At 70.4% G+C, this 25,118-nt stretch carries 29 protein-coding genes; 17 read left to right on the top strand and 12 right to left on the bottom strand.

The window, feature by feature from the left end; all coding sequences use genetic code 11:
• Nucleotides 1-44: 44 nt before the first annotated feature.
• Nucleotides 45-1,406, bottom strand: a complete 1,362-nt coding sequence (glmM, locus tag AC6RUA_RS09110; protein WP_499812704.1) for a phosphoglucosamine mutase — start codon at nt 1,404-1,406, stop codon at nt 45-47.
• 216 nt (nt 1,407-1,622) lie between these two features.
• On the opposite strand from glmM, the gene lpdA reads away from it, so the two are divergent.
• The 3 genes from lpdA (at nt 1,623) to AC6RUA_RS09125 (ending at nt 5,425) form a co-directional block, all read left to right on the top strand.
• On the top strand, nt 1,623-3,047 hold the full coding sequence (gene lpdA / locus AC6RUA_RS09115) for a dihydrolipoyl dehydrogenase (protein ID WP_499812705.1): 1,425 nt from the start codon (nt 1,623-1,625) through the stop codon (nt 3,045-3,047).
• 85 nt (nt 3,048-3,132) lie between these two features.
• Nucleotides 3,133-3,441 carry a hypothetical protein gene (locus AC6RUA_RS09120; RefSeq protein WP_499812706.1) on the top strand — a complete coding sequence of 103 codons (309 nt, stop codon included), beginning with the start codon at nt 3,133-3,135 and terminating at the stop codon, nt 3,439-3,441.
• A gap of 82 nt (nt 3,442-3,523) precedes the next feature.
• Nucleotides 3,524-5,425: an ABC transporter ATP-binding protein gene (locus AC6RUA_RS09125; protein ID WP_499812707.1), complete on the top strand. Its 1,902-nt coding sequence runs from the start codon at nt 3,524-3,526 to the stop codon at nt 5,423-5,425.
• A gap of 29 nt (nt 5,426-5,454) precedes the next feature.
• Here AC6RUA_RS09125 and AC6RUA_RS09130 read toward each other — a convergent pair whose 3' ends face one another.
• From AC6RUA_RS09130 to AC6RUA_RS09140, 3 genes are all read right to left on the bottom strand, one after another.
• Complete coding sequence (locus tag AC6RUA_RS09130; RefSeq protein ID WP_499812708.1) at nt 5,455-5,871, bottom strand: DUF8059 family membrane protein; 417 nt, start codon at nt 5,869-5,871, stop codon at nt 5,455-5,457.
• 169 nt (nt 5,872-6,040) lie between these two features.
• Entirely contained in the window at nt 6,041-6,556 is a 516-nt protein-coding gene (locus AC6RUA_RS09135; RefSeq protein WP_499812709.1) for a 2'-5' RNA ligase family protein, read from the bottom strand.
• An 11-nt stretch (nt 6,557-6,567) separates the two neighbouring features.
• Nucleotides 6,568-6,741, bottom strand: a complete 174-nt coding sequence (locus AC6RUA_RS09140; RefSeq protein WP_499812710.1) for a DUF7554 family protein — start codon at nt 6,739-6,741, stop codon at nt 6,568-6,570.
• A 116-nt stretch (nt 6,742-6,857) separates the two neighbouring features.
• Here AC6RUA_RS09140 and AC6RUA_RS09145 point away from each other — a divergent pair, with 116 nt between their 5' ends.
• Both AC6RUA_RS09145 and AC6RUA_RS09150 read left to right on the top strand, forming a co-directional pair.
• Nucleotides 6,858-8,024, top strand: coding sequence for an SPFH domain-containing protein (locus AC6RUA_RS09145; protein ID WP_499812711.1), 1,167 nt, complete (start codon nt 6,858-6,860; stop codon nt 8,022-8,024).
• Between the two features lie 107 nt (nt 8,025-8,131).
• Nucleotides 8,132-9,265 (top strand): 60S ribosomal export protein NMD3, encoded by a 1,134-nt coding sequence (locus AC6RUA_RS09150; RefSeq protein ID WP_499812712.1) that lies wholly within the window; start codon nt 8,132-8,134, stop codon nt 9,263-9,265.
• 55 nt (nt 9,266-9,320) lie between these two features.
• Here AC6RUA_RS09150 and AC6RUA_RS09155 read toward each other — a convergent pair whose 3' ends face one another.
• From AC6RUA_RS09155 to AC6RUA_RS09165, 3 genes are all read right to left on the bottom strand, one after another.
• On the bottom strand, nt 9,321-9,509 hold the full coding sequence (locus AC6RUA_RS09155) for a DUF7317 family protein (RefSeq protein WP_499812713.1): 189 nt from the start codon (nt 9,507-9,509) through the stop codon (nt 9,321-9,323).
• Between the two features lie 193 nt (nt 9,510-9,702).
• Complete coding sequence (locus AC6RUA_RS09160) at nt 9,703-11,580, bottom strand: helicase C-terminal domain-containing protein (RefSeq protein WP_499812714.1); 1,878 nt, start codon at nt 11,578-11,580, stop codon at nt 9,703-9,705.
• A 105-nt stretch (nt 11,581-11,685) separates the two neighbouring features.
• Entirely contained in the window at nt 11,686-11,907 is a 222-nt protein-coding gene (locus AC6RUA_RS09165; RefSeq protein ID WP_499812715.1) for a DUF7561 family protein, read from the bottom strand.
• 146 nt (nt 11,908-12,053) lie between these two features.
• Here AC6RUA_RS09165 and AC6RUA_RS09170 point away from each other — a divergent pair, with 146 nt between their 5' ends.
• The 3 genes from AC6RUA_RS09170 (at nt 12,054) to AC6RUA_RS09180 (ending at nt 14,884) form a co-directional block, all read left to right on the top strand.
• Nucleotides 12,054-12,932 (top strand): YkgJ family cysteine cluster protein, encoded by an 879-nt coding sequence (locus AC6RUA_RS09170; protein ID WP_499812716.1) that lies wholly within the window; start codon nt 12,054-12,056, stop codon nt 12,930-12,932.
• Between the two features lie 108 nt (nt 12,933-13,040).
• Nucleotides 13,041-14,072, top strand: coding sequence for an NAD-dependent epimerase/dehydratase family protein (locus AC6RUA_RS09175; RefSeq protein ID WP_499812717.1), 1,032 nt, complete (start codon nt 13,041-13,043; stop codon nt 14,070-14,072).
• A gap of 86 nt (nt 14,073-14,158) precedes the next feature.
• Nucleotides 14,159-14,884 carry a DUF7530 family protein gene (locus AC6RUA_RS09180; RefSeq protein ID WP_499815429.1) on the top strand — a complete coding sequence of 242 codons (726 nt, stop codon included), beginning with the start codon at nt 14,159-14,161 and terminating at the stop codon, nt 14,882-14,884.
• 16 nt (nt 14,885-14,900) lie between these two features.
• Here the strand turns inward: AC6RUA_RS09180 and AC6RUA_RS09185 are convergent, their stop codons facing one another.
• On the bottom strand, nt 14,901-15,071 hold the full coding sequence (locus AC6RUA_RS09185; RefSeq protein WP_499812718.1) for a DUF5786 family protein: 171 nt from the start codon (nt 15,069-15,071) through the stop codon (nt 14,901-14,903).
• Nucleotides 15,072-15,187: 116 nt separating this feature from the next.
• Between AC6RUA_RS09185 and AC6RUA_RS09190 the strand changes: the two genes are divergently transcribed.
• Nucleotides 15,188-16,228 carry a DUF5784 family protein gene (locus AC6RUA_RS09190; protein WP_499812719.1) on the top strand — a complete coding sequence of 347 codons (1,041 nt, stop codon included), beginning with the start codon at nt 15,188-15,190 and terminating at the stop codon, nt 16,226-16,228.
• Between the two features lie 45 nt (nt 16,229-16,273).
• On the opposite strand, the gene AC6RUA_RS09195 is transcribed toward AC6RUA_RS09190, so the two are convergent.
• Nucleotides 16,274-16,558 carry a DUF5789 family protein gene (locus tag AC6RUA_RS09195; RefSeq protein ID WP_499812720.1) on the bottom strand — a complete coding sequence of 95 codons (285 nt, stop codon included), beginning with the start codon at nt 16,556-16,558 and terminating at the stop codon, nt 16,274-16,276.
• A gap of 190 nt (nt 16,559-16,748) precedes the next feature.
• On the opposite strand from AC6RUA_RS09195, the gene AC6RUA_RS09200 reads away from it, so the two are divergent.
• Nucleotides 16,749-17,549: a PHP domain-containing protein gene (locus tag AC6RUA_RS09200; RefSeq protein WP_499812721.1), complete on the top strand. Its 801-nt coding sequence runs from the start codon at nt 16,749-16,751 to the stop codon at nt 17,547-17,549.
• Between the two features lie 24 nt (nt 17,550-17,573).
• The gene (locus AC6RUA_RS09205) at nt 17,574-17,744 is read left to right on the top strand and encodes a DUF6757 family protein (RefSeq protein ID WP_499812722.1); all 171 of its coding nucleotides are present in this window, start codon (nt 17,574-17,576) and stop codon (nt 17,742-17,744) included.
• Between the two features lie 96 nt (nt 17,745-17,840).
• On the opposite strand, the gene AC6RUA_RS09210 is transcribed toward AC6RUA_RS09205, so the two are convergent.
• Nucleotides 17,841-18,371 (bottom strand): DedA family protein, encoded by a 531-nt coding sequence (locus tag AC6RUA_RS09210; protein WP_499812723.1) that lies wholly within the window; start codon nt 18,369-18,371, stop codon nt 17,841-17,843.
• A gap of 112 nt (nt 18,372-18,483) precedes the next feature.
• Here AC6RUA_RS09210 and hemB point away from each other — a divergent pair, with 112 nt between their 5' ends.
• Nucleotides 18,484-19,464, top strand: a complete 981-nt coding sequence (gene hemB, locus AC6RUA_RS09215; protein ID WP_499812724.1) for a porphobilinogen synthase — start codon at nt 18,484-18,486, stop codon at nt 19,462-19,464.
• Between the two features lie 325 nt (nt 19,465-19,789).
• Complete coding sequence (gene recJ / locus AC6RUA_RS09220; protein WP_499812725.1) at nt 19,790-21,232, top strand: RecJ family nuclease; 1,443 nt, start codon at nt 19,790-19,792, stop codon at nt 21,230-21,232.
• Between the two features lie 47 nt (nt 21,233-21,279).
• On the opposite strand, the gene AC6RUA_RS09225 is transcribed toward recJ, so the two are convergent.
• On the bottom strand, nt 21,280-21,909 hold the full coding sequence (locus AC6RUA_RS09225) for a response regulator (RefSeq protein WP_499812726.1): 630 nt from the start codon (nt 21,907-21,909) through the stop codon (nt 21,280-21,282).
• A 103-nt stretch (nt 21,910-22,012) separates the two neighbouring features.
• Between AC6RUA_RS09225 and AC6RUA_RS09230 the strand changes: the two genes are divergently transcribed.
• Nucleotides 22,013-22,744, top strand: a complete 732-nt coding sequence (locus AC6RUA_RS09230; protein ID WP_499812727.1) for an RAD55 family ATPase — start codon at nt 22,013-22,015, stop codon at nt 22,742-22,744.
• A gap of 7 nt (nt 22,745-22,751) precedes the next feature.
• On the opposite strand, the gene AC6RUA_RS09235 is transcribed toward AC6RUA_RS09230, so the two are convergent.
• The gene (locus tag AC6RUA_RS09235; protein ID WP_499812728.1) at nt 22,752-23,093 is read right to left on the bottom strand and encodes a helix-turn-helix domain-containing protein; all 342 of its coding nucleotides are present in this window, start codon (nt 23,091-23,093) and stop codon (nt 22,752-22,754) included.
• Between the two features lie 247 nt (nt 23,094-23,340).
• On the opposite strand from AC6RUA_RS09235, the gene AC6RUA_RS09240 reads away from it, so the two are divergent.
• The 3 genes from AC6RUA_RS09240 to AC6RUA_RS09250 are packed head-to-tail and all read left to right on the top strand — an operon-like array spanning nt 23,341 to nt 25,112.
• Nucleotides 23,341-23,955 carry a flagellin gene (locus AC6RUA_RS09240; protein WP_499812729.1) on the top strand — a complete coding sequence of 205 codons (615 nt, stop codon included), beginning with the start codon at nt 23,341-23,343 and terminating at the stop codon, nt 23,953-23,955.
• Nucleotides 23,956-23,957: 2 nt separating this feature from the next.
• Nucleotides 23,958-24,545 carry a flagellin gene (locus tag AC6RUA_RS09245; protein WP_499812730.1) on the top strand — a complete coding sequence of 196 codons (588 nt, stop codon included), beginning with the start codon at nt 23,958-23,960 and terminating at the stop codon, nt 24,543-24,545.
• A gap of 51 nt (nt 24,546-24,596) precedes the next feature.
• Nucleotides 24,597-25,112, top strand: a complete 516-nt coding sequence (locus AC6RUA_RS09250) for a DUF7500 family protein (RefSeq protein ID WP_499812731.1) — start codon at nt 24,597-24,599, stop codon at nt 25,110-25,112.
• Nucleotides 25,113-25,118 lie beyond the last annotated feature (6 nt).

Below are 25,118 nucleotides of genomic sequence, written 5' to 3' on the forward strand. Positions count from 1 at the left end.
ACGCCTCTTCGGTCTCGTCCCCGCGCCCCTCGACTCGCGCTCTCTCACCGGGCGGCCGCCAGCGCGTCGCGCACCGCGGTCGCGAGTTCCTCCGCCCGGTCGGGGTCGCGCGCCTCGGCGTAGATGCGGATCTTCGGCTCGGTCCCCGACGAGCGGACGAGCACCCACGCGTCGCCGTAGTCGAGGCGGTACCCGTCGATGGTGTTCGGCTCCGCGTCGGCGGCGGCCGCGAACGACTCCGCGGCCGCCAGCATCGCGTCGAGTTCCTCGTCCGTGTCGTACGTGAGGTCCGTCCGGACGTTGTAGTAGTCGTCGTACGGCTCGACGAGTTCGCTCGCCGTCGCGTCGCGCGACGCGAGCAGTTCGAGGAACTTCGCGCCGATGAGCGCGCCGTCGCGCGTGAGCCGGTAGTCCGGGAAGAAGATACCCCCGTTCCCCTCGCCGGCGACGGGGACGCGCTCGCCGTCCGCCTGGAGTTCCTGGATGCGGGTGATGATGTTCGTCGAGCCGATGGGCGTGAGTTCGAGCCGCGCGCCCGTCGCCTCGCAGACGTCGACGAGGCGCTGAGAGACGTTGACCGCGGCGACCGTCGCGTCTCCCGCCGAGAGGCCGGCGGCCGCGAGCGCCGCGAGCGAGGCGTCGCCCTGCACGTACGACCCGGTCTCGTCGTAGAAGATGGCGCGGTCGGCGTCGCCGTCGTGTGCGATGCCCACGTCCGCGTCCGAACTCTCGACGAGTCGTTCGAGGTCCGCGAGGTTCGCCTCGACCGGTTCGGGCTCGCGGCCGGGGAAGTGGCCGTCGGGCTGGGCGTTCACGGTCACGACCGTACAGCCGAGTTCGCGGAAGAACTCGGGCGACGTGACCGCGCCCGCGCCGTGGCCCGGGTCGAGCGCGACCGTGAGGTCGGCGGCCGCGATGGCGTCGCGGTCGACCGCCGCGAGCATCTCGGCCACGTAGTCGTCGTTGGCCGTCTCGACCGTCCGGGTCTCGCCGACCCCGTCCCACTCGACGTCCGCGAACCGCTCCCCGAGGAGTGCGTCCTCGACGCGTTCGAGCGCGCTCACGGAGAGTTCGACCCCGTCTGCCCCGATGAGTTTCACGCCGTTGTACTCGGGTGGGTTGTGCGAGGCGGTTATCTGGACGCCCGGAACCCCCTCCACTCCGCAGTAGCGGACCGTGGCCGGCGTCGGCGTGACGCCGAGGCGGTCCACGTCGACGCCCACGCTCGCCACCCCGGCGGCCGCCGCGTCGGTGAGCATCCCGCCCGTCGTCCGCGTGTCGCGTCCGAGCGCGATGCGCTCGCCCTCCCAGACGCTCGCCGCCGCCTTGGCGACGCGCAGGACGAACTCCGGGGTGAACCCCTCGCCGACGACCCCGCGGGTCCCACTGGAGCCGAAGACCTTCATTCGGAGAGTGGTCGGGCGTCTCCGGGCATAGTGGTTCCGAAGCACGTCTCGGCGCGCCCCGCGTCCGCCGTCCGACTCTCCCCGCCCAGTCCGGCGGTTACGTCCGACCGGGTCGCCGGTAACTGGTACTGGAGAGTGAGTACCGATTCGGGTCGCGGAGGCGACGACGGGGCGATTCCTCCCCGTTTATCATCCCAGAGTCGGAACGGCCGGGCAATGGTCGTCGGAGACATCTCGACAGGGACGGACCTCGCGGTCATCGGCGGCGGACCCGGCGGGTACGTGGCCGCCATCCGCGCCGCACAGCGGGGCCTCGACACGACCCTCATCGAGCGCGACGCGTACGGCGGCGTCTGCCTGAACTACGGCTGTATCCCGTCGAAGGCGCTCATCCACGGCGTCGACGTGGCGTACGAGGCCGGCCACGCCGAGGAGATGGGCGTCCACGCCGACCCGGCGGTCGACGTCGAACAGATGCAGTCGTGGAAGGGCGGTGTGGTGGACCAGCTCACCGGCGGCGTCGAGAAACTGTGCAAGGCCAACGGCGTGAACCTCGTCGACGGCACCGCGACGTTCGCCGACGAGAACAAACTCCGCGTCGCACACGGCGGCGAGGGACAGGGTAGCGAGTCCATCGAGTTCGAGCACGCCATCGTCGCCACGGGGTCGCGGCCCGTCCAGGTTCCCGGCTTCGAGTTCGACGGCGAGCACGTCCTCTCCTCGCGCGACCTGCTCGGGATGGCGTCCCTTCCCGACGAACTGGTCGTCGTCGGCGCGGGCTACATCGGGATGGAGCTGTCGACGATGCTGGCGAAACTCGGCACCGACGTGACCGTCGTCGAGATGCTGGAGGACGTGCTCCCGGGCTACGAGGACGACGTCCGGCGGACGGTCCGCAAGCGCGCGGAGGAGTTGGGCGTCGAGTTCCACTTCGGGGAGGGGGCGAGCGGCTGGCACGAGAGCGGCGGCGGCATCACCGTCACCACGGAGAACGAGGACGGCGTCGAACTGGAGTACGGCGGCGAGGCGGTGCTCGTCGCCGTCGGGCGAACGCCCGTCACGGACACGCTCGAACTGGAGAACGTCGGGCTGGAACCGAACGAGGACGGCTTCCTCGAGACGGACCGCGAGGCGCGGACCGACGTGGAGACCGTCTTCGCCGTCGGCGACGTGGCCGGCGAACCGATGCTCGCACACAAGGCCAGCAAGGAGGGTATCGTCGCCGCCGAGGTGGCCGCGGGCGAACCCGCGGCGCTCGACTACCAGGCCGTCCCCGCGGCCGTCTTCACCGACCCCGAAATCGGTACCGTCGGGCTGACCGAGGCCGAAGCCGAGGCGGAGGGGTTCGACCCGGTCGTCGGCCAGATGCCGTTCCGGGCGTCCGGGCGCGCGCTGACCACGAACCACGCGGAGGGGTTCGTCCGCGTCGTCGCCGACGGCGAGAGCGGGTTCGTCCTCGGCGGGCAGATAGTCGGCCCCGACGCCTCGGAACTCGTCGCGGAACTCGCGCTCGCCGTCGAGATGGGGGCGACGCTGGAGGACGTCGCGGCGACCGTCCACACGCACCCGACGCTCGCGGAGGCCGTGATGGAGGCCGCCGAGAACGCGATGGGCGAGGCGATTCACACGCTGAACCGGTAGGCTTCGGGTGGAATCGCGTGCCCACGCGGAGCGAATCGCGTCGGCACTGACTAGATTCATACTCCCCCGACCGAACGACTCGCGCATGGGTCTCTTCGACCGAGACACCGACATGAGCGACGACGAGCCCTCCGACGGAGACGGCGAACCCTCCTTCGAACCGGTGGAGGGGACCGCGCCGAGCGGCGGCGGTGGCGACGGAAGCGAGAGCGACGCCGAACCGTCGCCGTTCGACCGCCTCGAGGCGGTTCGCCTCCGCGACGACGACTTCAGCGGGACGCTCAAGCGCGCCGTCGACTGGGAGGCCGGGGTCGTCCTGTACGCGTACGGCAACGGGAACGCCGGCGGACTCGCCGCCGTCCCCATCCAGCAGACGCGGTTCGGGCGAGAGTAGGACGCGAGCCGGGAGCGAAACTCCCGGAACGCGGGTTCGCGGTCCCACAGCGCTTTGTTTCTCCACGTCGTGTGGAGACGCTATGTCCGACGACGACCACGGCGGGTTCGCCGACGTCCGCGAGTCCGCCGACGGCCACCCGATGGCGGGGCTGCTGGGGTACTGCACGCCCTACTGGCCGCGTCTCTCGGTGGGCCTGCTCGCCGCGCTGCTCACCCGGGCCTCGCGGCTCGTTCCCCCGCTCTTGGTGGCCGCCGCCATCAACCGCGTCATCCAGACCGACGGGGAGCCGGGGATGCTCGCCGACGCGGGGCTGCTCCCGAGCGGTACCATCTCGGGGCAGGCGGCGCGGCTCGGTCTGCTCGAACAGTTGGTGGTGCTCGCGGCGCTCGCGTACCTCGTCCGGTCGGTGACGCGGTTCGCCTCCCGGTACCTGTTCCAGTCGACCGCACAGAAGGTCCAGCGCGACCTGCGCGACGACACGTACGACCACATGCAGCACCTCTCGCTCGACTTCTTCGCGAACCACCAGACCGGGGCGATGATGTCCATCCTGAACCAGGACGTGAACCGGCTCGAACAGTTCCTCAACACGGAGATCCGGCAGGCCATCCGGGTCGTCGCCACGGTGGGCGGCATCGCGGTCATCATGTTCTACTACTCGCCGAAACTCGCGCTCGTCGCGCTCGCGCCCGTCCCGCTCATCGGGCTGGCGTCGTGGAAGTTCCTCTCGTGGATCGAGCCGAAGTACCGGGAGATTCGCGAGACGGTGTCGCGACTCAACTCCCGGCTGGAGAACAACATCGGCGGCGCCAGAGTGATAAAGACGTTCAACCGCTACGACTTCGAACTCGACCGGGTCGCCGACCAGAGCGAGCGCTACCACGCCGAGAAGGTCGACGCAATCAGACTGCGCCGCGCGTTCTTCTCGACGCTCAGGCTCGTCACCGGAATCGTGTTCGTCGCCGTGCTGTGGATCGCCGGCAGCGACATCATCCAGTACGGGTTCGACGACCCGCGGACCATCTCCGCCGGCGCGTTCGCGCTGTTCTTCCTGCTGTTGCGCCGGCTGTACTCCCCGATGCGGCGGGTCGGAAAGACGGCGAACAAGTACCAGCTGGCGAAGTCGAGCGCCGAGCGCGTGTTCGGCCTGCTCGGGCACGACCCGCGCGTCACCTCGCCCGACGACGCGCACGTCCCCGAGTCGGTCGACGGCCGGGTGACGTTCGACGACGTGTGGTTCGGCTACGGCGACGAGGAGGAGGTCCTGTCGGGCGTCTCGCTCGACGTCTCGCCGGGCGAGACCGTGGGACTGGCCGGCACCACGGGCGCGGGCAAGTCGACGCTGGTGAAGCTGGTTCCGCGGTTCTACGACGTCGACTCCGGCGCCGTCGAGGTGGACGGCACCGACGTCCGCGAGTACGACCTGACGGCGCTGCGCGAACACGTCGGCATCGTCGAGCAGAACCCGTACATGTTCTCGGGGTCGGCCGCCGAGAACATCGCGTACGGCGACCTCTCCGCGCTCGACGAGGGGGGTGACGGCCCCGGCCGACGAATCGTGGAGGCCGCGAAGGCCGCGGAGGCGCACGGGTTCATCACCGACCTCCCGAACGGCTACGACACGCAGATCGGCGAGCGCGGGGTGAAGCTGTCGGGCGGGCAGCGCCAGCGGGTCGCCATCGCCCGCGCCATCCTGAACGACCCGGAGATAATCATCCTCGACGAGGCCACCTCCGACGTGGACACCGAGACCGAAGAGCTGATTCAGGAGAGTCTCCAGCGGCTCATCGCCGACCGGACGGCGTTCGTCATCGCCCACCGCCTCTCCACGATTCGGGACGCCGACCGGGTGGTCGTCCTCGACGACGGGCAGGTGGACGAGGTGGGGAGCCACGCCGACCTCGTCGCGGCCGACGGCGCGTACGCCGACCTCTGGGCACGGCAGGCCGGCGACGGCGCTGGCGTTCCGGCGGACGACTGAAGCGACGCGGGGACGATGAGGGACCGAGATTAGTCGTCCGCGGGCGCGACACCGCCCGTCCGCCCGCTCGCCGCCTCCTCGGTCGTGAGGACGCCCCACGTGACGAGCGCCGTCGAGACGACGAGCAGGCCGCCCCAGAGGAACGCGGTGAGCAGGAGCGGCGGGAGCACCATCTCCCCGACGATGATGGTCGCCGGCAGGAGCCACTGGCCGGCGACGAACCCCCAGACGGCGACCGACCGCACCCACCCGGTCAACCCGACGTCCGCGACCTCGTAGCCGGTCACCACCGCGAGGATGGACAGCACGCCGAAGTGGGCGTGCGCGCCGACGGACGCGCCGGGGAGCGACGGTCCGCCGGGCATGATGAGGACGACCTGTACGAGCCCCCACACCATCTGGACGGTGAGCGCGAGGAACCCCGACGCCTTGAGTACGCGTGACATGTCCAGTCGGATTCGCGGTAGTTCCCATCTACGTTTCTGTTTGGGCGATATGCGTCTATATAGACCGTACGGTACCTCGATCTCGACACCAGCTACATTCCCGGATACGGACGGACTACGCAGACGTTCTTACCGCGGCTCGGCCGGCGGCCACCACCGACCCTCGTGGTCACCCACGCAGCGGGAGTCGCGCGGCGAGTTCGCGGTACTCGCGCGACCAGATGCCGAGTTCGTCGACCGTCCACGACACCGGGTCGACGCCGCGCGCCCGCAGGCGCTCGACCGCCGCGTCCGCGTCAGCGCCCGGCCGCCGTCCGCGAGCGAGCGTGACGTGCGGGGTGTACTCCTCGCCCTCCAGCGAGTCGACGGTCCCGAACTCGCGGACGAACCGCTCGTGGACCCGCCGGAGGCCGTCGCTCTCGACGGCGAGGTAGACGACCGGTCCCTCGCCCAGCACCGGGTCGTCGAACGCGTCCACGCCGGTCACGCGCGCCTCGAACGGCGCGACGTCCGCGAGCAACGGCCGCGACCGCTCTCGGAGGCGCGCGAGCGACGGCTCGCCGTCGAAGCGCTTCACGACGAGCGTGTACCGGTCGCGGACGCGGTCGAACGCGGTCAACTCCGGCGCGAGGTCGGCCCCCACCCGACGGACGACGCCGGGCACCGGGACGTTCAGGCTGTACACGGTCTCGAGTCTCAGATGCGGTCCAGCAGCCACAGGACGATGAGTGCGACGACGACGACGCCGAGAATCGTGGGGAGCGCCGCCAGCACGCCCAGCGCGAACCCGAGCACCTCGGTGACGATCTCGATGACCAGCCAGACGACCACCAGCGCGAGCACGAGTTTCAGGAGGTCCTCGACGTCCATGTCCCGCGGTTTCGCCGGCGAGACAAAAAGCTTCTCGGCGGTTTCGAGGGGTTCGCCACCGCTCGCCGTCGCCGAACCGCACCAACCGATAAGTGTGCCCGGCGTCAACTACCCGCATGGACGACCGAAGCCGAACCGTCTTCCGCCAACTGGGCCGGCTGAGCGCCGGCCCGGAGTTCAACCTCGGTGGCTTCGGGGACCTGGGGGCGGCGGGTCCCTCCCGCGCCGTGACAGCGGCGCTCGTCGTCGTCGTCGGGGTGTTCCTTGCAGTCGTCTCGCCGGCGCTCGGCGCCGGGTTCCTCGTCGCCGCCCTCCTGCTCGCGGCGCTCGTCTCCTCGGTCGAAATCGTACAGGCGTACGAGCGGCGCGCGCTCACCGTGTTCGGCCAGCACCGGGGCCTGCTGGACCCCGGGCTCCACCTGATTCCGCCGTTCATCTCGAAGACGTACCGGTTCGACCTCCGGACGGTCACCATCGACGTCCCCCGGCAGGACGCCATCACCGAGGACAACTCGCCGGTCGTCGCCGACGCGGTGGTGTACGTCCGCGTCGTCGACGCCGAACGGGCGTTCCTGCAGGTGGAGGACTACCGGCGCGCGACCGCGCTGCTCGCGCAGACGACGCTGCGGGCCGTGCTCGGGGACATGGCGCTCGACGAGACGCTCTCGCGGCGCGGCGACATCAACACCCGCATCCGCCGGGAACTCCAGGGCCCGACCGACGACTGGGGCGTCGAGGTGGAGATGGTGGAGGTGCGCGAGGTGCTCCCCACGCAGACGGTGCAGGACGCGATGGAAGAACAGACCAGCGCCGAGCGCCGCCGCCGCGCGATGATTCTGGAGGCGCAGGGGGAGCGCCGCGCGGCCGTCGAGAGCGCCGAGGGGGAGCGCACGGCCGCCGTCCTCAACGCACAGGGCGAGAAGCGGGCGTCGGTGCTGGAGGCGCAGGGCGACGCCGTCGCGACGGTGCTCCGCGCCAACGCCGCCGAGTCGATGGGCGAGCGCGCCGTCATCGACCGCGGGCTGGAGACGCTCTCGGCCATCGGGCAGGGGGACGCGACGACGTTCGTGCTCCCGCAGGAACTCACGTCGACGCTCGGCCGGTACGGCCGCCGCCTCTCGGGGAGCGACGTGTCGGCGGGGGCGGGACTGGAGTCGCTGTCGTTCGACGACGAGACGCGCGACTTGCTCGGACTCGACGACGTCGAGACCATCGTCGGGAACGGCGCGAGCGGCGACCGGGGCGACGGCGAACGGGCCCGCGCGCTCGAAGACGGACGGTGAGCCGACCGTGAGCGAGCAGTGACGCGAGCGACCGCCGGCGCGCCGACGGACGACACGGGCGCCGGCGGTCGCGCGGTTTAAACCGCACAGTCGCCTACCCGGCGCGTATGAGCGAGTCGCGAGGTTCGGGGGAGTTCTGCCCCCGCTGTGGCGACCCCGTACCCGAGCGCGAGGAGCCGCTGCCCGGCGAGCCCCGGGAGCGCGACCGGGTGCTGTGTGACGCCTGCTACTTCGAGGACTTCGAACTCGTGGACGCCCCGGAGCGCATCGAGGTGCAGGTGTGTTCGGGCTGCGGCGCGGTCCACCGCGGCAATCGCTGGGTCGACGTCGGCGCGCGCGACTACACCGACGTCGCCGTGGAGGAGGTGAGCGAGGCGCTCGGCGTCCACCTCAACGCCGAGGAGGTGCGCTGGGGCGTCGACCCCGAACAGGTCGACCAGAACACCATCCGGATGCACTGCACCTTCTCGGGAGTCGTCCGTGGCGTCCACGTCGAGGAGGAGGCGGTCGTCCCGGTCAAGATCAGCCGAGGGACGTGCGACCGGTGCGGCCGCGTCGCCGGCGGGTCGTACGCCGCCACGGTGCAGGTCCGCGGGCGCGGTCGGACGCCCGACCCCGAGGAGGAACGCGAGGCCGTCGACGTCGCACAGGAACTCGTCGCCGACCGGGAGGCCGACGGCGACCGCGACGCGTTCATCACGGAGATAACCGACCAGCCCGAGGGCAAGGACATCAAGCTCTCGACCAACCAACTCGGGAAGGCGGTGGCGACGCGCGTCACCGACCGCCTCGGCGGGAGTTACTCCGAGGCGCCGACGCTCGTCACCGAGGACAGCGACGGCAACGAGGTGTACCGGGTCACGTTCGCGCTCCGCCTCCCGAAGTTCCGGCCCGGCGACCTCATCGACCCGGACGACGGCGACGGGCCGGTGCTGGTGCGGTCGGTGCAGGGCAACCTGAAGGGAGTCCGCGTCGCCACCGGCGACCCGTACGAGGCGGAGTTCGAGGAGGGCGAGACCCCCGACGCGGAGAAGGTGGGAGAGGTCGCGGACGCCGAGGAGACGACCGTCGTGACCGTCGAGGACGACCACGCCGTGCAGGTGCTCGACCCCGAGACGTTCGAGGCGAAGACGGTCCCGCGCCCCGACTACTTCGACCCCGACAGCGACACGGTGTCCGTCCTCAGGAGTCGCGAGGGGCTGTACGTCCTCCCGGCGGACGCCGTCGACCGGCGGGACTGACCGGGTCGGCGGCGTCGCCGGTCCCGTACCGCCGACCCGACCGGTCGCGTCGGTCTCAGTCGGCCCGGGCGGGCGTCGTCGCGTCGCCGGCGACCGGGTCCCGTTCTCGCGCCCCCGCGCCGTGAGCCGCCGCCGTCGCGCGGAACTCAGCCTCCGAACAGCCGGCGTGGGCGGCCGCCTGTGCGAGCGTCAGTGTTCCGCTCCGGTACAGCGTCAGCGCGGCCGCCGCGGCGTGAGAGTGCATCTGTCTCGATACGTAGTATCGAGTGCAGGTATGTAAATCTATCCTCGGTAGTAGGGGGGTATACACTATGATGATCGGAATATAACGTGACGTATGTTTCCTTATCTCTGGAAAAGGTGTTTTTCGCAAACCATCTGCCGGCGCTCGCGAGCGTGGCTGCGAGAGGAGCGTGCCGGTCGGCGTGCGAGCCGCGTCAGCCGTCGCCCCAGACGTCCGAGAGCGGGTGGTCGGCCATCGGGTCGTCCTCGTCGGCCGACCCCCCCGACGTGCCTCCGGCGGTCGGCGCGTCCGAGGACCCGCCGCTCCGCGCACCCCCCGCCGACCCGGAGGACCCAGAAGACCCGGACGACCCGCTCCCGCGTACGCCTCCGCCCGTTCGCCCTCGCCGCCCCGCCGGACCGGGGTCGGCGTCCATCCCCGCGAGCGCCGCCGCGGGGTCGAACTCGGGCAGGTCGGGTCGCTCCATCCGGTCGACCTGCTCGCGGAACCACGCGGGCGTGTCGCTCGCGGCGCGGTCGAACAGGTCGAGCAGGCTCGAGTCCGCGAGGTAGGTGTGTCCGTGGTCGTCGGGCGCGCGGACGACCCGGCCGCACGCCTGGATGACGGTCCGGAGCGCGGCGCGGTGGTACCACGCCCACTGGCCCTCCTCCAACCGGGCGGCGACGCGCGAGTCGCTCGTGTTGAGGTACGGCGCCTTGCACAGCACCTGCCACCGGCACAGGTCGCCGTTCAGGTCGAGCGCCTCCTCCATCTTCACCGAGACGAACACCTCCGGGTCTGCGCTCGCCTTCCACTCGTCGAGTTGGGCGTCGCGGTCCGCGCGCCCGTGGGTCCGGACGCGCGCGCCGACGCCGAACTCGTCGAACTTCCGCGCCAGTCGGTCGGCGATTGCGTAGCTGTGCGCGTGAATCAGTCCCTTCTCGTCGGGGTGGCGCGCCATCAGGCGGAGACAGAGTCGGGCGACGTCGGGAATCGTCTCGTCGCGGTGCTCGTACGTCATCTTCCCCTGGGTCACGTCGTACAGCGGGCGGTTCTCGACGGGGAACGTGTGACCCACGTCGACGAGCGCCACCCGCTCGGGGTCGAGACCGACGCCCCGGCAGAATGCGGCCTTGTCGAGGATGGTCGCCGACAGCAGTGCGAACGCGTTTCCGCGGTCCCACACCGTGTGTCGGAGGTACTTCGCCGGGTCGAGCGGCTTGACCGTGAGCGGACCGCCCGCGCCGTCGGGCTGGTCGACCACCCACGTCGTCGCGGAGTCGCGGTCCCGGTAGTCGTCGACGAACCACGCGAGTTCCGACCGGAGTTCCTGTAGCCGGTCGCGCCGCGCCGCCTCCTCGGGGGTCAACTCGGGTTTCGCGAGCAGGTCGTCCTTCGCGCGCTCGCAGACCGAGGCGAGTTGCTCCGCGAACCGGGCCGTCCGCTCGACGGGGTCGGCGTCCGCGCCGTGGACGTCGGGCACGCGCAGGTCGTCCCAGACGGGCACCGTCTGCGGTTTCAGTTCGATGGTGGCGTACATCTCGGCCCACTCGGCCAGCCCGTGCGCCTCGTCGACGACGACCACGTCGCGCTTCCGGAACACCTCCGAGCCGGCGGTCTGCATGAAGTACGCCAGCGTCATCGCCGCGACGTCCCGGTTGGAGGCGATGGCGCGGTCCGAGTAGTACGGACACCGGTGTTTCACGGAGCAGTCGTACCCCCGCTGGCGCGCGCAGGGTGCCTGATTCACGGGCGTCTGCTCCTCGCCGGGCAGGATGCAGGTGTAGTTCGACTTCCCACGGATGACGTTCAGGTCGTCCAGCAACTCGTCCGCGGCGACGTCGTCGAGTTGCGACACCTGCGGCGTCGTGTAGTACGCCCCCGTCGCCTCCGACGGACTGGCCTCCTCGACGGTCCGGGCCGCCCCGGCGACGGCGCGCGCGAGCAGCGACTTGCCGCTTCCGGTCGGCGCGCGCACGAGCACCACGTCGTTGCCGGCGGCGAACGCGTCGCGGATACGCGCGAGCGCCGCCTCCTGGTTCCCGCGGAAGGAGGGGGCGGGGAACGAGTCGAGGATTCGGTCGGGGTCCACTCGTGCGTCTGAATCGGCGGCGCGGGCGTAAGGGTGTCGGATGGGTCCGGTCGAAGCCGCGCAGTCGGGCGGTCGGGACTCGTGTCGGCCGGCCCGTCCGAGCGACTACGGGTCGCGGTACGGCGGGAGCGCCTCGACGTTGTCGGCCGTGACCTCCTCGTCGTCCGGGAGGCGGTCGATGCAGTCGTAACAGAGGAAGTGCTCCGAGCCGTCGACGAGTTCGAGCGTCAGACCGTCGGTGCTGCCCGTCTCGAACGACCAGAGGTCGCCGATGCCGCCCCCGACCCGGACGCGCCGGCCACAGCCGTCGCAGGTGCGCTTGCCCATCACCGGGCGTTCGAGGGCGACGGAAAAACCCCTTCCGGCGGCGCTCGCGCCGGTTCGCCGCTCGTCTCGTGCGCTCGCGTCGCGGTGTCCGCCGGCTTGCCGGCGCCACGGGAACGCATTTGGTTCGCCACCCCCTCTCACGGGACATGGAGGTGAACTGCGAGGGGTGTGCCGGCTGCTGTATCGACTGGCGGCCGCTGGGCGGCGCGCCCGACCACGAACACCGAGGGCGCTACCGCGCGCTCGACTCCACGTACAACCTCGTGCCGCTGACCCGCGACGAGGTGCGCGCGTTCGTGGACGCGGGCCACGGCGACGCGCTCGCCCCGCGGCTGTTCGACGCCGACGACCCCGACCGCTCTGTGGAACTCGACGGTCACCGCGTCGCCGCGCTGGGCGACCGACCGCTGTTCCTCGTCGGCCTGCGGAAACCCCCGAAGCCGGTCGCCCCGTTCGACGGCGAGCGGGTCTGGCTCGACACCTGCGCCTTCCTCGACCCCGAGACGCTCCAGTGTCGCATCCACGAGGACGACCGCTACCCCGATGCCTGTTCGACGTACCCCGGGCACAACCTGGACCTCGACCGGGAGACGGAGTGCGAGCGGGTCGAGCGGGCGCACGGCGACCCCGGCGAGCGCCTCCGCGACCGCTCGGTTCCGGCCGACCTCCCGCCGCCCGCGTTCGGGCCGCAGGCGCTCGGGTCGACCGTGTTCGCGTACCCCGACGCGACCGACCTGACCGGCGCGGTCGACCGCCTCGTCGCCGGCGAGACGACGGCGGACGACCGGGCGCTGTTCGTCGGCGCGGCGGCCGGCTCCGCCCCCGGCGTCGTCGAAGTGAACGAGGAGCGCGCCGCGACGGCCCGCGAGCGCGCCCGCGCGGCGGACTCGTGGGTCGGTCGCGCGTTCGAGGACTGGACCGCGGCCGCGGGCGAGCGCGGGAGTCCGGCGGACGACCCGCCGGACCCGGAGACGGTCGAGGAGGCGCGCGGCGCGCCCCCAACGCCCGGGTGGGAGCGCGAGTAGGCCGAGTCGTCCCGACCGGGTCGGAACCGTCGTCGAGCGACCCCGAAATCGCCGGCGCTCGCGCCCGCCGCAACAACCGTTATTCGGCCGGCGGCCCTTCGATAATCCATGCGTGTCCTCGTGACCGGCGCGACCGGATTCGTCGGCAGCCGACTCCTCGCGGCGCTCCGCGAGGCGGACCACGACGTGACGGCTCTCGTCCGAGACGCGGGCGAGTACGACGCGCCGGACGGCGTCGGCGTCGTCGAGGGGAGCCTCCTGGAGCCGGGCGACTGCCGACTCGTCAGGCGACCGGGCGCGACCGGCGGTGACGAGGGCGACGAGCGCGAGGCGGCCGACGGGGACGACGGCGAGTGGCTCGGTCACCTGCTCGCGGACCTCGACGTCGAGGCGGCGTACTACCTCGTCCACTCGATGGGGCACGCCGAGGACTTCGTCGAGATGGACCGCAACCTGGCCGCGAACTTCGCGGCGGCCGCCGAGGGCGGCGGTCTCTCGCGGGTCGTCTACCTCGGCGGCCTGGGGGACGACGAGGACGAACTCTCGGAGCACCTCCGGTCGCGCCGCGAGGTGGAGCGGATGCTCGCGGACGGCGACTACGCGCTGACCACGCTCCGCGCGGCCGTCATCGTCGGCGACGGGAGCGCGAGTTTCTCCATCGTCCGGCAACTGGCGGAGAAGCTCCCGGTGATGGTCACCCCGAAGTGGGTCCGCACGGAGTGTCAGCCCATCTACGTCGACGACGTCATCGCGTACCTCGTGGGCGTGCTCGACGTGCCCGAGACCGCGGGCGAGACGTACGAGATAGGCGGTCCGGAGGTGCTCACGTACGAGGACGTCCTCCGCCGGACCCGCCGCGCGCTCGGCGGCGAACTCCGCGTGATTCCCGTCCCGGTGCTCACCCCGCGGCTCTCGGTCGGGTGGGTCCGGCTCGTCACCGACGTCGACCCCGACGTGGTGAAACCGCTCGTGGACGGCATGCGGAACACGGTCGTCGTCACCGACCACCGCATCGAGGACCTCGTCCCGGTCGACCTCACCCCGTTCGACGAGGCGGTCCGGCGCGCGCTCGGCGCCGAGGACGCCCGGCGCGGCTTCGGCGTGGACGAGCCCGAAGCCGACGCGGAGGTCGCGGCGTGACAGGGCAGGGGACGCACGACTCCGGCGGCGGCGGCGGCGACGGCGAGGAGGCGGACGGGCCGCTCCTCGAGTTCGGCGACGTCTGGGTGTACGAGAGCATCGTACGCGCGCTCCCGGGAGCGAACCTCTCGCCGGCGGCCGCCATCGCGCTCCAACTCGCGCTGTTCGAGGTGGGGGTGCTCCTGTTCGCGTGGGGGTACGGGCTGTGGAACGCGGCCGCCGCCGGCACCGCCGCGGTGTTCGTCGCAGCCGTCGGGAGTTACCTCCTCTTGCGACTGGGGAGCAGCAACCGGACGCTCGACGCGCCGCCGACGTACACCCGCCTCCTGTTCGGGTCGAGCATCGAGGTCGTCCTCACCGTCCTCGCGTTCATCGCGCTCGTCACCCACCTGTTCGTCTTCGACCCGCGGCACGTCGGCGAGACGCTGCCCGTCGTCCGCTGGCTCCCGATATCGATTCCCCGCTCGGAGACGGCCATCGTGACGGCGCTGTTCGGGCCGGAGCCGCCGGTGCCGGTCGTCTTCCTCGCGCTGCTCGTCCTCTGGGACGTCTGTTACCGCATCGGCGCCTCGTGGTGGATCGCCGTGGTCTCGCTGTACGGCGAACTCCGACTGCCGCTCCCGCCCGAGGCGGGCGCGCAGTTCCGCCGCATCGACTACCTCAACGTGGCGTTCGCGCTCGCACAGTTGGTGCTGGTGCCGTTCATCCACGACCGGCCGGCGCTGCTGCTCGCGGTGTGTGGACACGTCGTCGCGGTCGTCCTCGTCTCCGGCGTCGCCGTCGTGCTGTCGTTCCGCCGTCAGTCGGGCTGAGTCGCGCCAGCCGGCGTCACTCGCCCTTTATCTCGCGGAACTGGTCGAGGAGCGCCTCCGTCGACTCGCCCGAGTCGAAGGAGAGTTCGCCGCGGTACTCGGTCCGCTCGTCGGGGAGGTCGGCGTCGAGTTGCGCCTTCTTCTCGCGCCGTTCGTGTTCGTCCTCGTCGTAAGCACCTAACGACATGGTACGACACAACTTGGCAAACAGTTCGTATTAATGTGTCGGTCGATACCACGCCACGTGGACTGAAACATTCCCGGAGGCGGTGGGTTCAAACCCTGACGCCGCGCATGTCCGGTGTGGCTCGTCCCCTGCGGTTCCGGTACGCCCCGGGCACCTGGTCGCTCGCGCGAGTGGAGTCCGAGGTGTACGACCCGCTCGACGCGAACCTCGGGGCGGCGGTGGAGCGGACCTGGTTCAAACCGCCGGACGGGTACGAGGCGCGTCGGCTGGAGATGGACGACGGGAGCGTCGCGCTGTTCTGCTGGACGGACGACGACCCGGGGCCCGACGGGACCGGCGGCGGCCCCGGCGCGTACTGGCTGGGCAACACCGAGACGCCCTCGTCGCTGTGGCGCACCGACAAGTACGCGTTCGAGTCGGTGCCGTACCCCGTCGCCCGGTGGGCCGAACGCGAACTCACCGCCGGCCTCCACGCCGAGGAGCCGTGGCTGGCGGAGTACCCGCACCTCTCGTGGTACTTCCTCACGGTGTTCTGTTCGAAGGACGGCGCCGAGACGACGCGGCGGTTCTTCCGCGACCACGCCGCGGGCTTCCCCGACGCGACCCGGGAGGCGGCGCTCGCGTTCTACGAGGAGTTCCTCTCGATGGGGGTGCTCGACGACTACCGCGAGGAGATGGCGGGGAAACTCGGCACCTCGGAGTACTTCGACGTGACGCGGATGACCGCGACGATGGGCGAGTTCGACGTGGCGCGCCTGCTGACGCTGGCGGGGTACGATGTGGTCCCCGAGATCGAGGTCACGACCGACCACGTCATCGACTACCGCGCCGAACGCGACGACGGCACGTCGACGCTCGTGGAGGTGACGCGTCCCGTGCCGCCGAACCGGCGGTCCGCGAGCAACCCCTCGGCGGCCGTCCGGGACACCGTCGCCACGAAGTCGAGCGGCCAGCTCCGGGAACACGGCGGCGGCGTCACGCTGTTCGTCGACTGCTCGTCGTTCCCGGACGACGACTGGGCCGCCGTCCGCGGCGAGCGGCCGGACGTCGGCCACCGCCCCGCCGTCGTCTTCCGGAGCAGGCCCGACGGCCGGACGGAGGCGTACGCGAAGGGACAGGTTCCCCTCGACCTGGACGCGGCGCTGGAGTGGGTGTAGGCGCGAACCGGCGGCGGGTACGAGTCGCGCCGGACGTGCCCCGCCTCAGAACGAGACCTGTTCGGGACCGTCCTCCGCGACGGTCGGCGCGTCCCGGTCGCTGTAGAACCGCCGGCCGACGGCCTCGTACCCGACGTTCCCCCGGAGCGTCTCGTGGACCTCCGCCGCGGAGGCGAACGTCTGCGGTCCGACCCGTCCGAGCACCGCGCCGACCGTCTCGGACCCATCCGAGAGGTCGATTCGACGCTCCCCGTAGGCGTCGATGAGTTCCCCGCTGGTCGCGGGGTACTGGTGGCCCGATAGCGTCTCCCCGAGTTCGTTCAAGCGCATCGACCGGACGGAGTCGCGTGAGAAAGATAACGGTTGTCCATGTACGTCCTTGGAGAGGACATACCTATGTTTCGTGATTAAGGGGCATATTAGGACACACCCCGCCCCGACGCAGCCGTGCGGTCGCGTCAGCGGGACGGCGCTCGCGCCGCACCACAACCCTTTCGCTCCGGCGCGGGGTGCGTGGGGTATGGTCGTCGCGGACCTCCACGCGCACACGACGGTCTCGGACGGAACGCTCACGCTGGAGACGCTCCCCGCCGCCGCCGACCGGGCCGGCGTCGAAGTCGTCGCTGTCACCGACCACGACCGGTTCCACCCGGGGCTGGACGCGCCCGTGACGACGGTGGGCGGCGTGACGGTGGTCCGCGGCATCGAACTCCGGGTCGAGACGGACGCCGAACGCGTCGACCTGCTGGGGTACGGACTGACGGAGACCGACGCGCTCGCCGCGGAGTGCGACCGCCTCCAGCGCGACCGGGTCGAGCGCGGGCGGAGGATAATCGAGGCGGTCGAGGCCGAGACGGGCGTCGACCTGGACCTCGAACCCCGTCCGGGGTTGGGGCGGCCGCACGTCGCGCGCGCCGTCGCCGAGAGCGCCGCCCCCTACGACTACGAGGGGACGTTCGAGCACCTCATCGGGAACGACGGCCCCTGTTACGTCCCGCGAGCGGTGACGCCGTTCGAACGGGGCCGCGACCTCCTCGCGGACGCGTGCGCGTTGGTCGGCCTCGCGCACCCGTTCCGCTACGACGACCCCGACGCGGCGCTCGCGCTGTGCCGACACCTCGACGCCGTCGAGCGGTACTACCCCTACGGCGACCGGGGGACGGACGACCCCGGGCGCGTCGAGGCCGTCGCGCGCGAGCACGACCTGCTGCTCACCGGGGGGAGCGACGCGCACGACGAGACGCTGGGCGTCGCCGGACTGGACCGCGACGGCTGGTCGACCGTCCGCGAGCGCCTCCCGAGCGCGAACACGCGGGTTTAACTCCGAGCGGCCCCCAGTGCGGGTATGCGGTGTCACTACTGTGAACGGGAGGCCGCCTACACCGCCGAACGCGACGGCGTGCGGGTCGGCCTCTGCGAGAACCACTTCCGCGAGCGGGTCGAGGAACTCGCCGAGAGCGAGGGTCTCGAAGCCCTCCGCGAGCGGGTCGACGTAACGCAGGCCGACGACGAGTAATCACGGCTCGGCCGAACCGCCCTCCACTCCTCCGTGCCCGACGGACGCGACCCCGAGCGGCGGCTCCGGGCCGCGGTCGGTTCCGTCTCCACCGCCTCACCAGAGCAGGTCGACGCCGAGGACGTACAGCCCCGCGAGCGCCGCCTCGAACGCGAGCGTACCCACCGCGGAGAGGGTGACGAACCGACGGTCGTCCATCTCGGCGAGACCGGCGGGGACCGTGAGCATCCCGCGCGTGAACAGCAGCGCGTTCGACACCGGGACGACCACCGGTCCCCAGCGGTCGAACCACCCGTCGAACCGGTCGAGCGACGACTCGCTCACGCGGAACCACCGCTTCTGGAGCAGCCACTCCCTCCCGCCCCGCTGGGCGAGTTTGAACAGCGCGTACTGCCCGACCGTCGCGCCCACCACCGCGACGCCGAGCACCCCCAGCACGGTCCCCGCGTCGTACCCGAGGAGGACGAGCGTACCCGGGACGATGAGTTCGCTCGGCATGAAGTACATCAGCATCGCCCCCTCCAGGACGAACACCAGAAACAGGACCGCGAGCGCGTACTCCGAGGTGAGGAACCCCTCGAGCCACGGCGGGAAACTGTCGACGATGGTCTGGAGGGGAACAGTCACGGGAGCGGGTTGCACAGCGGGCGCTATATGGGTTGCGTCACGCGCCGTCGTCCCCCGCTCGCCGGAGCCCGAGGAACGCGGGGTTTACGCCCGCGCCGACCCCAGACCGGGTATGGACCTGACCGACCGGCCCCGGCGGCTCCGGACCGACGGCGTCCGACCCCTCGTCTCGGAGACGGGCCTCGCCGCGTCGGACCTCATCGCGCCGGTGTTCGTCGACGCCACCGCCGACGAGCGGACGCCCATCGAGTCGATGCCGGGCCACGAGCGCGTCCCCGTCGACGAGGCGGCCGCGCGCGTCGCCGAGGTGCGCGAGACGGGCGTGGAGGCGGTGATGCTGTTCGGCATCCCCGAGTCGAAGGACGCCGAGGGGTCGCGCGCGTACGCCGACGACGGCGTCGTCCAGCGGGCCGTGCGCGCGGTCACGGCCGAGACGGACGCGTACGTCGTCACCGACGTCTGTCTGTGCGAGTACACCGACCACGGCCACTGCGGCGTCGTCGAGGAGTCGGCGAGGGAGGACCCGACCCTCACCGTGAAGAACGACGAGACGCTCGACCTGCTCGCGCGCACCGCGGCGTCGCACGCGGCCGCGGGCGCGGACATGGTCGCGCCCTCCGCGATGACCGACGGGATGGTCGGCGCGATTCGCGAGCGACTCGACGAGGGGGGGTACGCGGAGGTGCCCATCATGAGCTACGCCGCGAAGTACGAGTCGGCGTTCTACGGGCCGTTCCGCGACGCGGCCGACGGCGCGCCCGCGTTCGGCGACCGCCGTCACTACCAGATGGACCCGGCGAACGCCCGCGAGGCGCTCCGGGAGACGCGCCTCGACGCCGAGCAGGGCGCGGACGTGCTGATGGTGAAACCCGCGCTGCCGTACCTCGACATCGTCCGGGACGTCCGCCGCGAGTTCGACCACCCGGTCGCCGCGTACAACGTGAGCGGCGAGTACGCGATGCTGCACGCCGCCGCCGAGAGGGGGTGGCTCGACCTGGAGGCGACGGCCCGCGAGTCGTTGTTGAGCATCAAGCGCGCGGGCGCGGACCTGATTCTGACGTACTTCGCCGAGGACGTGGCCGCGTCGCTGTGATTCGGTTCAGCCGTTCCGCGGCCGCGCCCGGCCGGTTCCCGTGTAGACGCGTTGGAACCGAGGCCGCATCGCTCCCTGACAGCCGTCAGGTGGGACTGAAAGGGGCCGGCTGCTGGACGAAGCACGGCGACGCAAGCACGCGAGAGAGCAGAACGGAGTGAGCGATCGAGCGCGCAGCGAGCCGCGCGAGTCCAGCAGCCGGGGGCTTTCGCGGTCGCCACGCGCACGACTCACTCGACGACCGTATACACCGTCCGCGTTCCGTCGTCGACCACTTCGACTCCGAGGCGAGCGTTTAACCCCGAGAGCGACCGAGTGGACGCCAATGGCGACAGCGGACGCGAACGCAGAGACCGACGAGTTCCCCGTGCCCGCGCTCCGGGAGCGCGCCGAGCGGTGCGCGGCGCGCCTCCGGGACGCCGAGCGCGTCCTCCTGGCGTCGCACATCGACGCCGACGGGCTGACCAGCGCGGCGGTGGCCGCCACCGCGCTCGAACGCGCGGGCGTCCCGTTCGAGACGCTGTTCTCGAAACAGCTCGACGCCGCGGAACTCGAGCGCATCGCGGCCACCGACCACGACACGGTCCTGTTCACCGACTTCGGGAGCGGCCAACTCGACGTCGTCACCGACTACGAGACGGCAGGCGCGTTCACGCCCGTCGTCGTCGACCACCACCAGCCGGCGGACGCGGAGACGGAGTACCACCTCAACCCCCTGCTCGAGGGAATCGACGGCGCGGCGGAACTCTCGGGCGCGGGGGCGGCGTACGTCCTCGCACGCGCGCTAGAGGGACCCGACACGGACAACCGCGACCTCGCGGCGCTGGCGGTGGTCGGCGCTGTCGGCGACATGCAGGACTCCGAGGACGGCCTCTCGGGAGCGAACGAGCGGCTCGTCGCCGAGGGGGTCGCCGCCGGCGCGCTCGCGGAGGAGACCGACCTCGCGCTGTACGGCCGGCAGACCCGGCCGCTCCCCAAACTCCTCCAGTACGCCAGCGAGGCGCGCATCCCCGGCATCTCCGACGACGAGGCGGGCGCCATCGAGTTCCTCTCGGGGGTGGACGTACCGATGAAGGCCGACGGCGACTGGCGGCGGTGGGTCGACCTCGACGGCGACGAGCGACAGACGGTCGCGAGCGCGCTCATCCGCCGGGCGGTCGCCTCCGGCGTCCCCGCGGAACGGGTGGACGCGCTCGTCGGGACGACGTACGTCCTCGCGGCCGAGGAGTCCGGCACCGAACTCCGGGACGTGAGCGAGTTCTCCACGCTGCTCAACGCCACCGCGCGCTACGAGCGGGCCGACGTGGGGCTCGCGGTCTGTCTCGGCGACCGCGGCGAGGCGCTCGCGCGCGCGCGGACCCTCCTCCGGAACCACCGGCGGAACCTCTCGGAGGGGCTCGAGTGGGTGAAGAACGAGGGCGTCACGAGCGAGGAGCACCTCCAGTGGTTCGACGCGGGCACGCGAATCCGCGAGACCATCGTCGGTATCGTCGCGGGGATGGCCGTCGGCGCGGCCGGCGTCGCGCGGAGCAAGCCCATCGTCGCGTTCGCGGACGCGGGCGACGGCGAAGTGAAGGTGTCCGCGCGGGGGAGCGGACACCTCGTGCGTTCGGGGCTGGACCTCTCGGTCGTGATGCGCGAGGCCGCGCGGTCGGTCGGCGGTGACGGGGGTGGCCACGACGTGGCGGCGGGCGCGACCATCCCCGACGACGCGCGCGACGCGTTCCTCGCGGCCGCGGACGACCTGGTCGGAGAGCAGGTACGGTGAGACGGGACGGGTATCGGGGTTGTCGGCGCGCCGGCGGCGCGTCCGAGTCAGACGGATTCGGAGCCGGCGTTCGCACCGCCGATGTTGCGAAAGAGCATCCGGTAGTCGTCGGGGGCGAACGCCGTCCCGAGGTCGTCGAGGTCGCTCTGCAGGGTGTCGATGCGGTCGAGTAGCGCGTTGTACTCCGCGCTGTCGCGTAGCTCCGAGGGGGTGCGTTCGGCTTCGAGCAGCGCTCGCTTCGTGACGAGCGCCGCGGTCCGGCGGAGTTTCGTGTCGTAGTTGGCGCGCGTGCCGAGTCGCTCGACGGCGTCGAGGATGTCGTCGCGGGTGGCGGGCTTGACGAGGTAGAGGTCGAACCCCATCTCGATGATGTCGACGTCGGGTTCGACCGCCGTCACCATCGCGACCCGGCAGTCGAGTTCGCGGTCGCGTATCTCCGAGAGGACCTCCGACCCGGACATGTCGGGGAGCCGCCTGTCGAGCAGGACGGCATCGATGGACGCGCCGGACTCTTCGAACACGTCGAACGCCTCCTCGCCGGTGTGGGCCACGTCCACGTCGTACTGGTCGCTCAGGTAGCCACGGTACAACGCCGCGACCTCGGCCTCGTCCTCGACGATCAGTACTCGCTTCACCGTCGCCCCCCCCCGGACGACTTTGCCCCCTCCGTCCCTCATACTCTCTTTCCAGAATCGTTCGGGCTTAAAGCTATCGTCGCTCTCGGCGAATGGCCGGCACAACGGTTTTCATTTATGCGGCCGCCATCCCTGTTTGAGAGACATGGTCGATACGGTACAAACTGGGGTCGACGGGCTCGATTCGATTCTCAACGGCGGTCTCGTGGAGAACGCGACCGTGCTGGTGAGTGGGAATCCCGGGACGGGGAAGTCGCTGTTCGGTATCCAGTACCTCCACCACGGGGTCACCGACCACGACGAGCGGGGGATCTACATATCGTTCGAGGAGAACGCGGACGACATCCGCGAGGCGGCCGAATCGATCGGGTTCGGCGACTGGGGTGAACACGTCGACGCGGGCGACATCAAGGTGTACGACAAGAGTCACATGCTCCGCGAGGGGGACTTCACCGCTACGATGGACACGCTCCTCGAGGACTTCGCCAACGCGAACTACGACCGACTGGTGCTCGACTCGCTCACCATGTTCGAACTGTTCTTCGAAAACGAGAAGGAGAAGCGGACGTACCTCCTGAAGTTCTCGGACATCCTCAAGCGGAACGGACTCACCTCGCTGCTCATCAACGAGCAGGGAGCCGTCTTCCCGGAGACCGAAATCGGCCTAGAGAACTTTCTCACCGACGGGAACATCTACTTCATTCAGACGCCGACCGACTCCGGCGTCAACCGCTACGTCTGGGTGGCGAAGATGCGCAAGCAGGACATCGACACGGACATCTTCCCGATGGAGATCGCCAACGGTGGTATCAAAGTGTACGAGCGCGCGGGCGGGTTCTCGATGATGGGGCGCGAGAGCCCCAGCGACGGCTTCTGACCCGGACTCACCCGTCCGTCATCGTCCGCCACACCTCGTCGAGTTTGTTCTTGACCTCCGAGCGCTCCTCCAACTCGACGGTCAGCCCGTCCTGGAACGTGACGTTCACGCCGTCGACCGACCGCCGGTACACCTTGATACGCCGGTGCTCGTCCGACAGCGGCCTGTCGTGGAGTTCGAGCAACTGCGTCGCCTCCAGTTCGTTGATGCGGCGATAACAGGTGGCGATGGGAACGCCGAGCTCCTCCGAGAGGTCCTGTGCCGACTTCGGTTCCCCAGCCGCGTCGAGGATCTCCGGATTGTACTTGTTTCCCAGCACCTCGATGATCTCTTCGTCCTGTGCCGGCATTCAATATCGGAAGTGATTCGCGGTGCAAAAAATCTATCGACGGACTCCGACGCTCGCCGGCAGCGGTCTCCCCGGGTGAATCCGTCCCGTCGGGTTGCTCCGCGCTCGTCTCCCGAGCCAGCCGATATCATTATCCATACTGATACTTTCACAGTCGTATTTATTACCGAGTAATCATCCCTTTACTGTAGATACCGACCGGGGGGCTCCTCGGCGCCGGATCTGAACCATACAACGAAGCCAATCCATGTTCGAGTTCATCACAGACGAGGAGGAGCGCGGTCAGGTGGGCATCGGGACGCTCATCGTGTTCATCGCGATGGTGCTTGTGGCGGCGATCGCCGCGGGCGTCCTGATCAACACCGCCGGCTTCCTCCAGTCCAAGTCGCAGCAGACGGGGCAGCAGGCGAGCAGTCAGGTGTCCGACCGCCTTCAGGAGGTCGTCACGACCGGGAAGGTGACCGACAACGACACCATCAGCTACGTCAACGTCACCGTCTCGCAGGCGCCCGGTGCGGGTGAGATCGACCTCACGAACGCGACGGTGTCGTGGGTCGGCCCGACGGGGACGTACACGCTGGTCAACAAGTCCGTCTACGACGCGCAGGGCGAGACGGGGAACACCTACTTCAACATCGACACGGTCAAGGACGCCGACGACTCCGAACCGGTCCTGAACGACGCCGACGACCGCCTTCAACTCGTCTTCAACGTGAACGGCGCCTCCAACAGCGGCTTCACGGGTCCGCTGCAGGAGGGTCAGGAAGTGACGGTCAAGATCAACACGATGTCGGGCGCGACGACGACCGTCCGGTTCTCGGTCCCCGAGTCGCTCGGTAGCAAGAGCGCGGTGGAGCTGTAATCATGTTCGAGTTCATCACGGACGATGAGGAGCGCGGTCAGGTGGGCATCGGGACGCTCATCGTGTTCATCGCGATGGTGCTCGTGGCGGCGATCGCCGCGGGCGTCCTGATCAACACCGCCGGCTTCCTCCAGAGCAAGGCCCAACAGACCGGCGAGGAGTCGAGCAGTCAGGTGTCCGACCGCCTGCAGGAGGTCTCCGTGACGGGGTCGGTCACCGGCGAGCAGGTCACCGACGTGCAGGCGATGGTGTCGCAGGCACCCGGCGCGGGTGAGATCGACCTCACGAACGCGACGGTGACGTGGATCGGCCCGACGGGGACGTACACGCTCACGCACGCCTCCGTCGGCGAGGCCGACGGGACGTTCGACAACAACACGGTCAAGGACGCCGACGGCTCCGCGCCGGTCCTGAACGACCCCGACGACCGGCTGGAGATCACCTTCGACCCGAGTTCGTTCAACGGCGGCAGCGAACTGAACGAGGGGGCGGAAGTGACGATCAAGATCAACACGATGTCGGGCGCGACGACCACCATCCGGTTCACGGTGCCCGAGTCGCTGCAGGGCAAGAGCGCGGTCGAACTGTAAGGTAGCACAGCCACACAGTTCCGTTTGCGGTTTTTTCAGTACACGACTCACATGAGCGACGATACCAGCGACGGTCCGCTCGACCCGAACGACCTCGACGTCACCGACAGCGAGCACGTCCGCACGCTCGACGACGACCGATTGGTCGTCTCGACGGGTGCCGGACCGCCGCGCGCGCCGCGTGTTTCCGACGCGACCGGCGACGACGACCGAACTCCGGGCGACTCGGACGGACGACCGTCCGCCGACGCGCTCTCGGCGAGCGGGTTCGACTACGGCTTCGACGCCGTTCTCGCGGTCGACGGGGAGACGACCCGTCACCGGATGGCCTCCGACGACGTGTCCGAGACGTTCGAGACGCTGGTGCGCTGGTTCGCCCGAAACGCCGGTGGCGACGTCCCGCCGGCGGACGCACTCGGCGTGCTCCTCGCCAGCATCGACGCCCCGGTGCGCCTCTCCGACGGACAGGTCCGCCGGGCACTCGCCCGGCACGGCCTCTCTCGGGACGACTCCATCGCCGACCTCCTCGCCGCGGTGGACGAGGCGGGCGGGCTCGCACTCGAGTAGCTAGAA

The sequence above is a fragment of the Halorarum sp. SLYT50 genome (genome assembly GCF_059821265.1).

Excerpts from the sequence above, each read along its gene's own strand:
- glmM (WP_499812704.1), bottom strand. The coding sequence starts at position 1,406 with ATGAAGGTCTTCGGCTCCAGTGGGACCCGCGGGGTCGTCGGCGAGGGG.
- lpdA (WP_499812705.1), top strand. The coding sequence starts at position 1,623 with ATGGTCGTCGGAGACATCTCGACAGGGACGGACCTCGCGGTCATCGGC.
- AC6RUA_RS09120 (WP_499812706.1), top strand. The coding sequence starts at position 3,133 with ATGGGTCTCTTCGACCGAGACACCGACATGAGCGACGACGAGCCCTCC.
- AC6RUA_RS09125 (WP_499812707.1), top strand. The coding sequence starts at position 3,524 with ATGTCCGACGACGACCACGGCGGGTTCGCCGACGTCCGCGAGTCCGCC.
- AC6RUA_RS09130 (WP_499812708.1), bottom strand. The coding sequence starts at position 5,871 with ATGTCACGCGTACTCAAGGCGTCGGGGTTCCTCGCGCTCACCGTCCAG.
- AC6RUA_RS09140 (WP_499812710.1), bottom strand. The coding sequence starts at position 6,741 with ATGGACGTCGAGGACCTCCTGAAACTCGTGCTCGCGCTGGTGGTCGTC.
- AC6RUA_RS09145 (WP_499812711.1), top strand. The coding sequence starts at position 6,858 with ATGGACGACCGAAGCCGAACCGTCTTCCGCCAACTGGGCCGGCTGAGC.
- AC6RUA_RS09150 (WP_499812712.1), top strand. The coding sequence starts at position 8,132 with ATGAGCGAGTCGCGAGGTTCGGGGGAGTTCTGCCCCCGCTGTGGCGAC.
- AC6RUA_RS09155 (WP_499812713.1), bottom strand. The coding sequence starts at position 9,509 with ATGCACTCTCACGCCGCGGCGGCCGCGCTGACGCTGTACCGGAGCGGA.
- AC6RUA_RS09165 (WP_499812715.1), bottom strand. The coding sequence starts at position 11,907 with ATGGGCAAGCGCACCTGCGACGGCTGTGGCCGGCGCGTCCGGGTCGGG.
- AC6RUA_RS09170 (WP_499812716.1), top strand. The coding sequence starts at position 12,054 with ATGGAGGTGAACTGCGAGGGGTGTGCCGGCTGCTGTATCGACTGGCGG.
- AC6RUA_RS09175 (WP_499812717.1), top strand. The coding sequence starts at position 13,041 with ATGCGTGTCCTCGTGACCGGCGCGACCGGATTCGTCGGCAGCCGACTC.
- AC6RUA_RS09185 (WP_499812718.1), bottom strand. The coding sequence starts at position 15,071 with ATGTCGTTAGGTGCTTACGACGAGGACGAACACGAACGGCGCGAGAAG.
- AC6RUA_RS09195 (WP_499812720.1), bottom strand. The coding sequence starts at position 16,558 with ATGCGCTTGAACGAACTCGGGGAGACGCTATCGGGCCACCAGTACCCC.
- AC6RUA_RS09200 (WP_499812721.1), top strand. The coding sequence starts at position 16,749 with ATGGTCGTCGCGGACCTCCACGCGCACACGACGGTCTCGGACGGAACG.
- AC6RUA_RS09205 (WP_499812722.1), top strand. The coding sequence starts at position 17,574 with ATGCGGTGTCACTACTGTGAACGGGAGGCCGCCTACACCGCCGAACGC.
- hemB (WP_499812724.1), top strand. The coding sequence starts at position 18,484 with ATGGACCTGACCGACCGGCCCCGGCGGCTCCGGACCGACGGCGTCCGA.
- recJ (WP_499812725.1), top strand. The coding sequence starts at position 19,790 with ATGGCGACAGCGGACGCGAACGCAGAGACCGACGAGTTCCCCGTGCCC.
- AC6RUA_RS09225 (WP_499812726.1), bottom strand. The coding sequence starts at position 21,909 with ATGAGGGACGGAGGGGGCAAAGTCGTCCGGGGGGGGGCGACGGTGAAG.
- AC6RUA_RS09230 (WP_499812727.1), top strand. The coding sequence starts at position 22,013 with ATGGTCGATACGGTACAAACTGGGGTCGACGGGCTCGATTCGATTCTC.
- AC6RUA_RS09235 (WP_499812728.1), bottom strand. The coding sequence starts at position 23,093 with ATGCCGGCACAGGACGAAGAGATCATCGAGGTGCTGGGAAACAAGTAC.
- AC6RUA_RS09240 (WP_499812729.1), top strand. The coding sequence starts at position 23,341 with ATGTTCGAGTTCATCACAGACGAGGAGGAGCGCGGTCAGGTGGGCATC.
- AC6RUA_RS09245 (WP_499812730.1), top strand. The coding sequence starts at position 23,958 with ATGTTCGAGTTCATCACGGACGATGAGGAGCGCGGTCAGGTGGGCATC.
- AC6RUA_RS09250 (WP_499812731.1), top strand. The coding sequence starts at position 24,597 with ATGAGCGACGATACCAGCGACGGTCCGCTCGACCCGAACGACCTCGAC.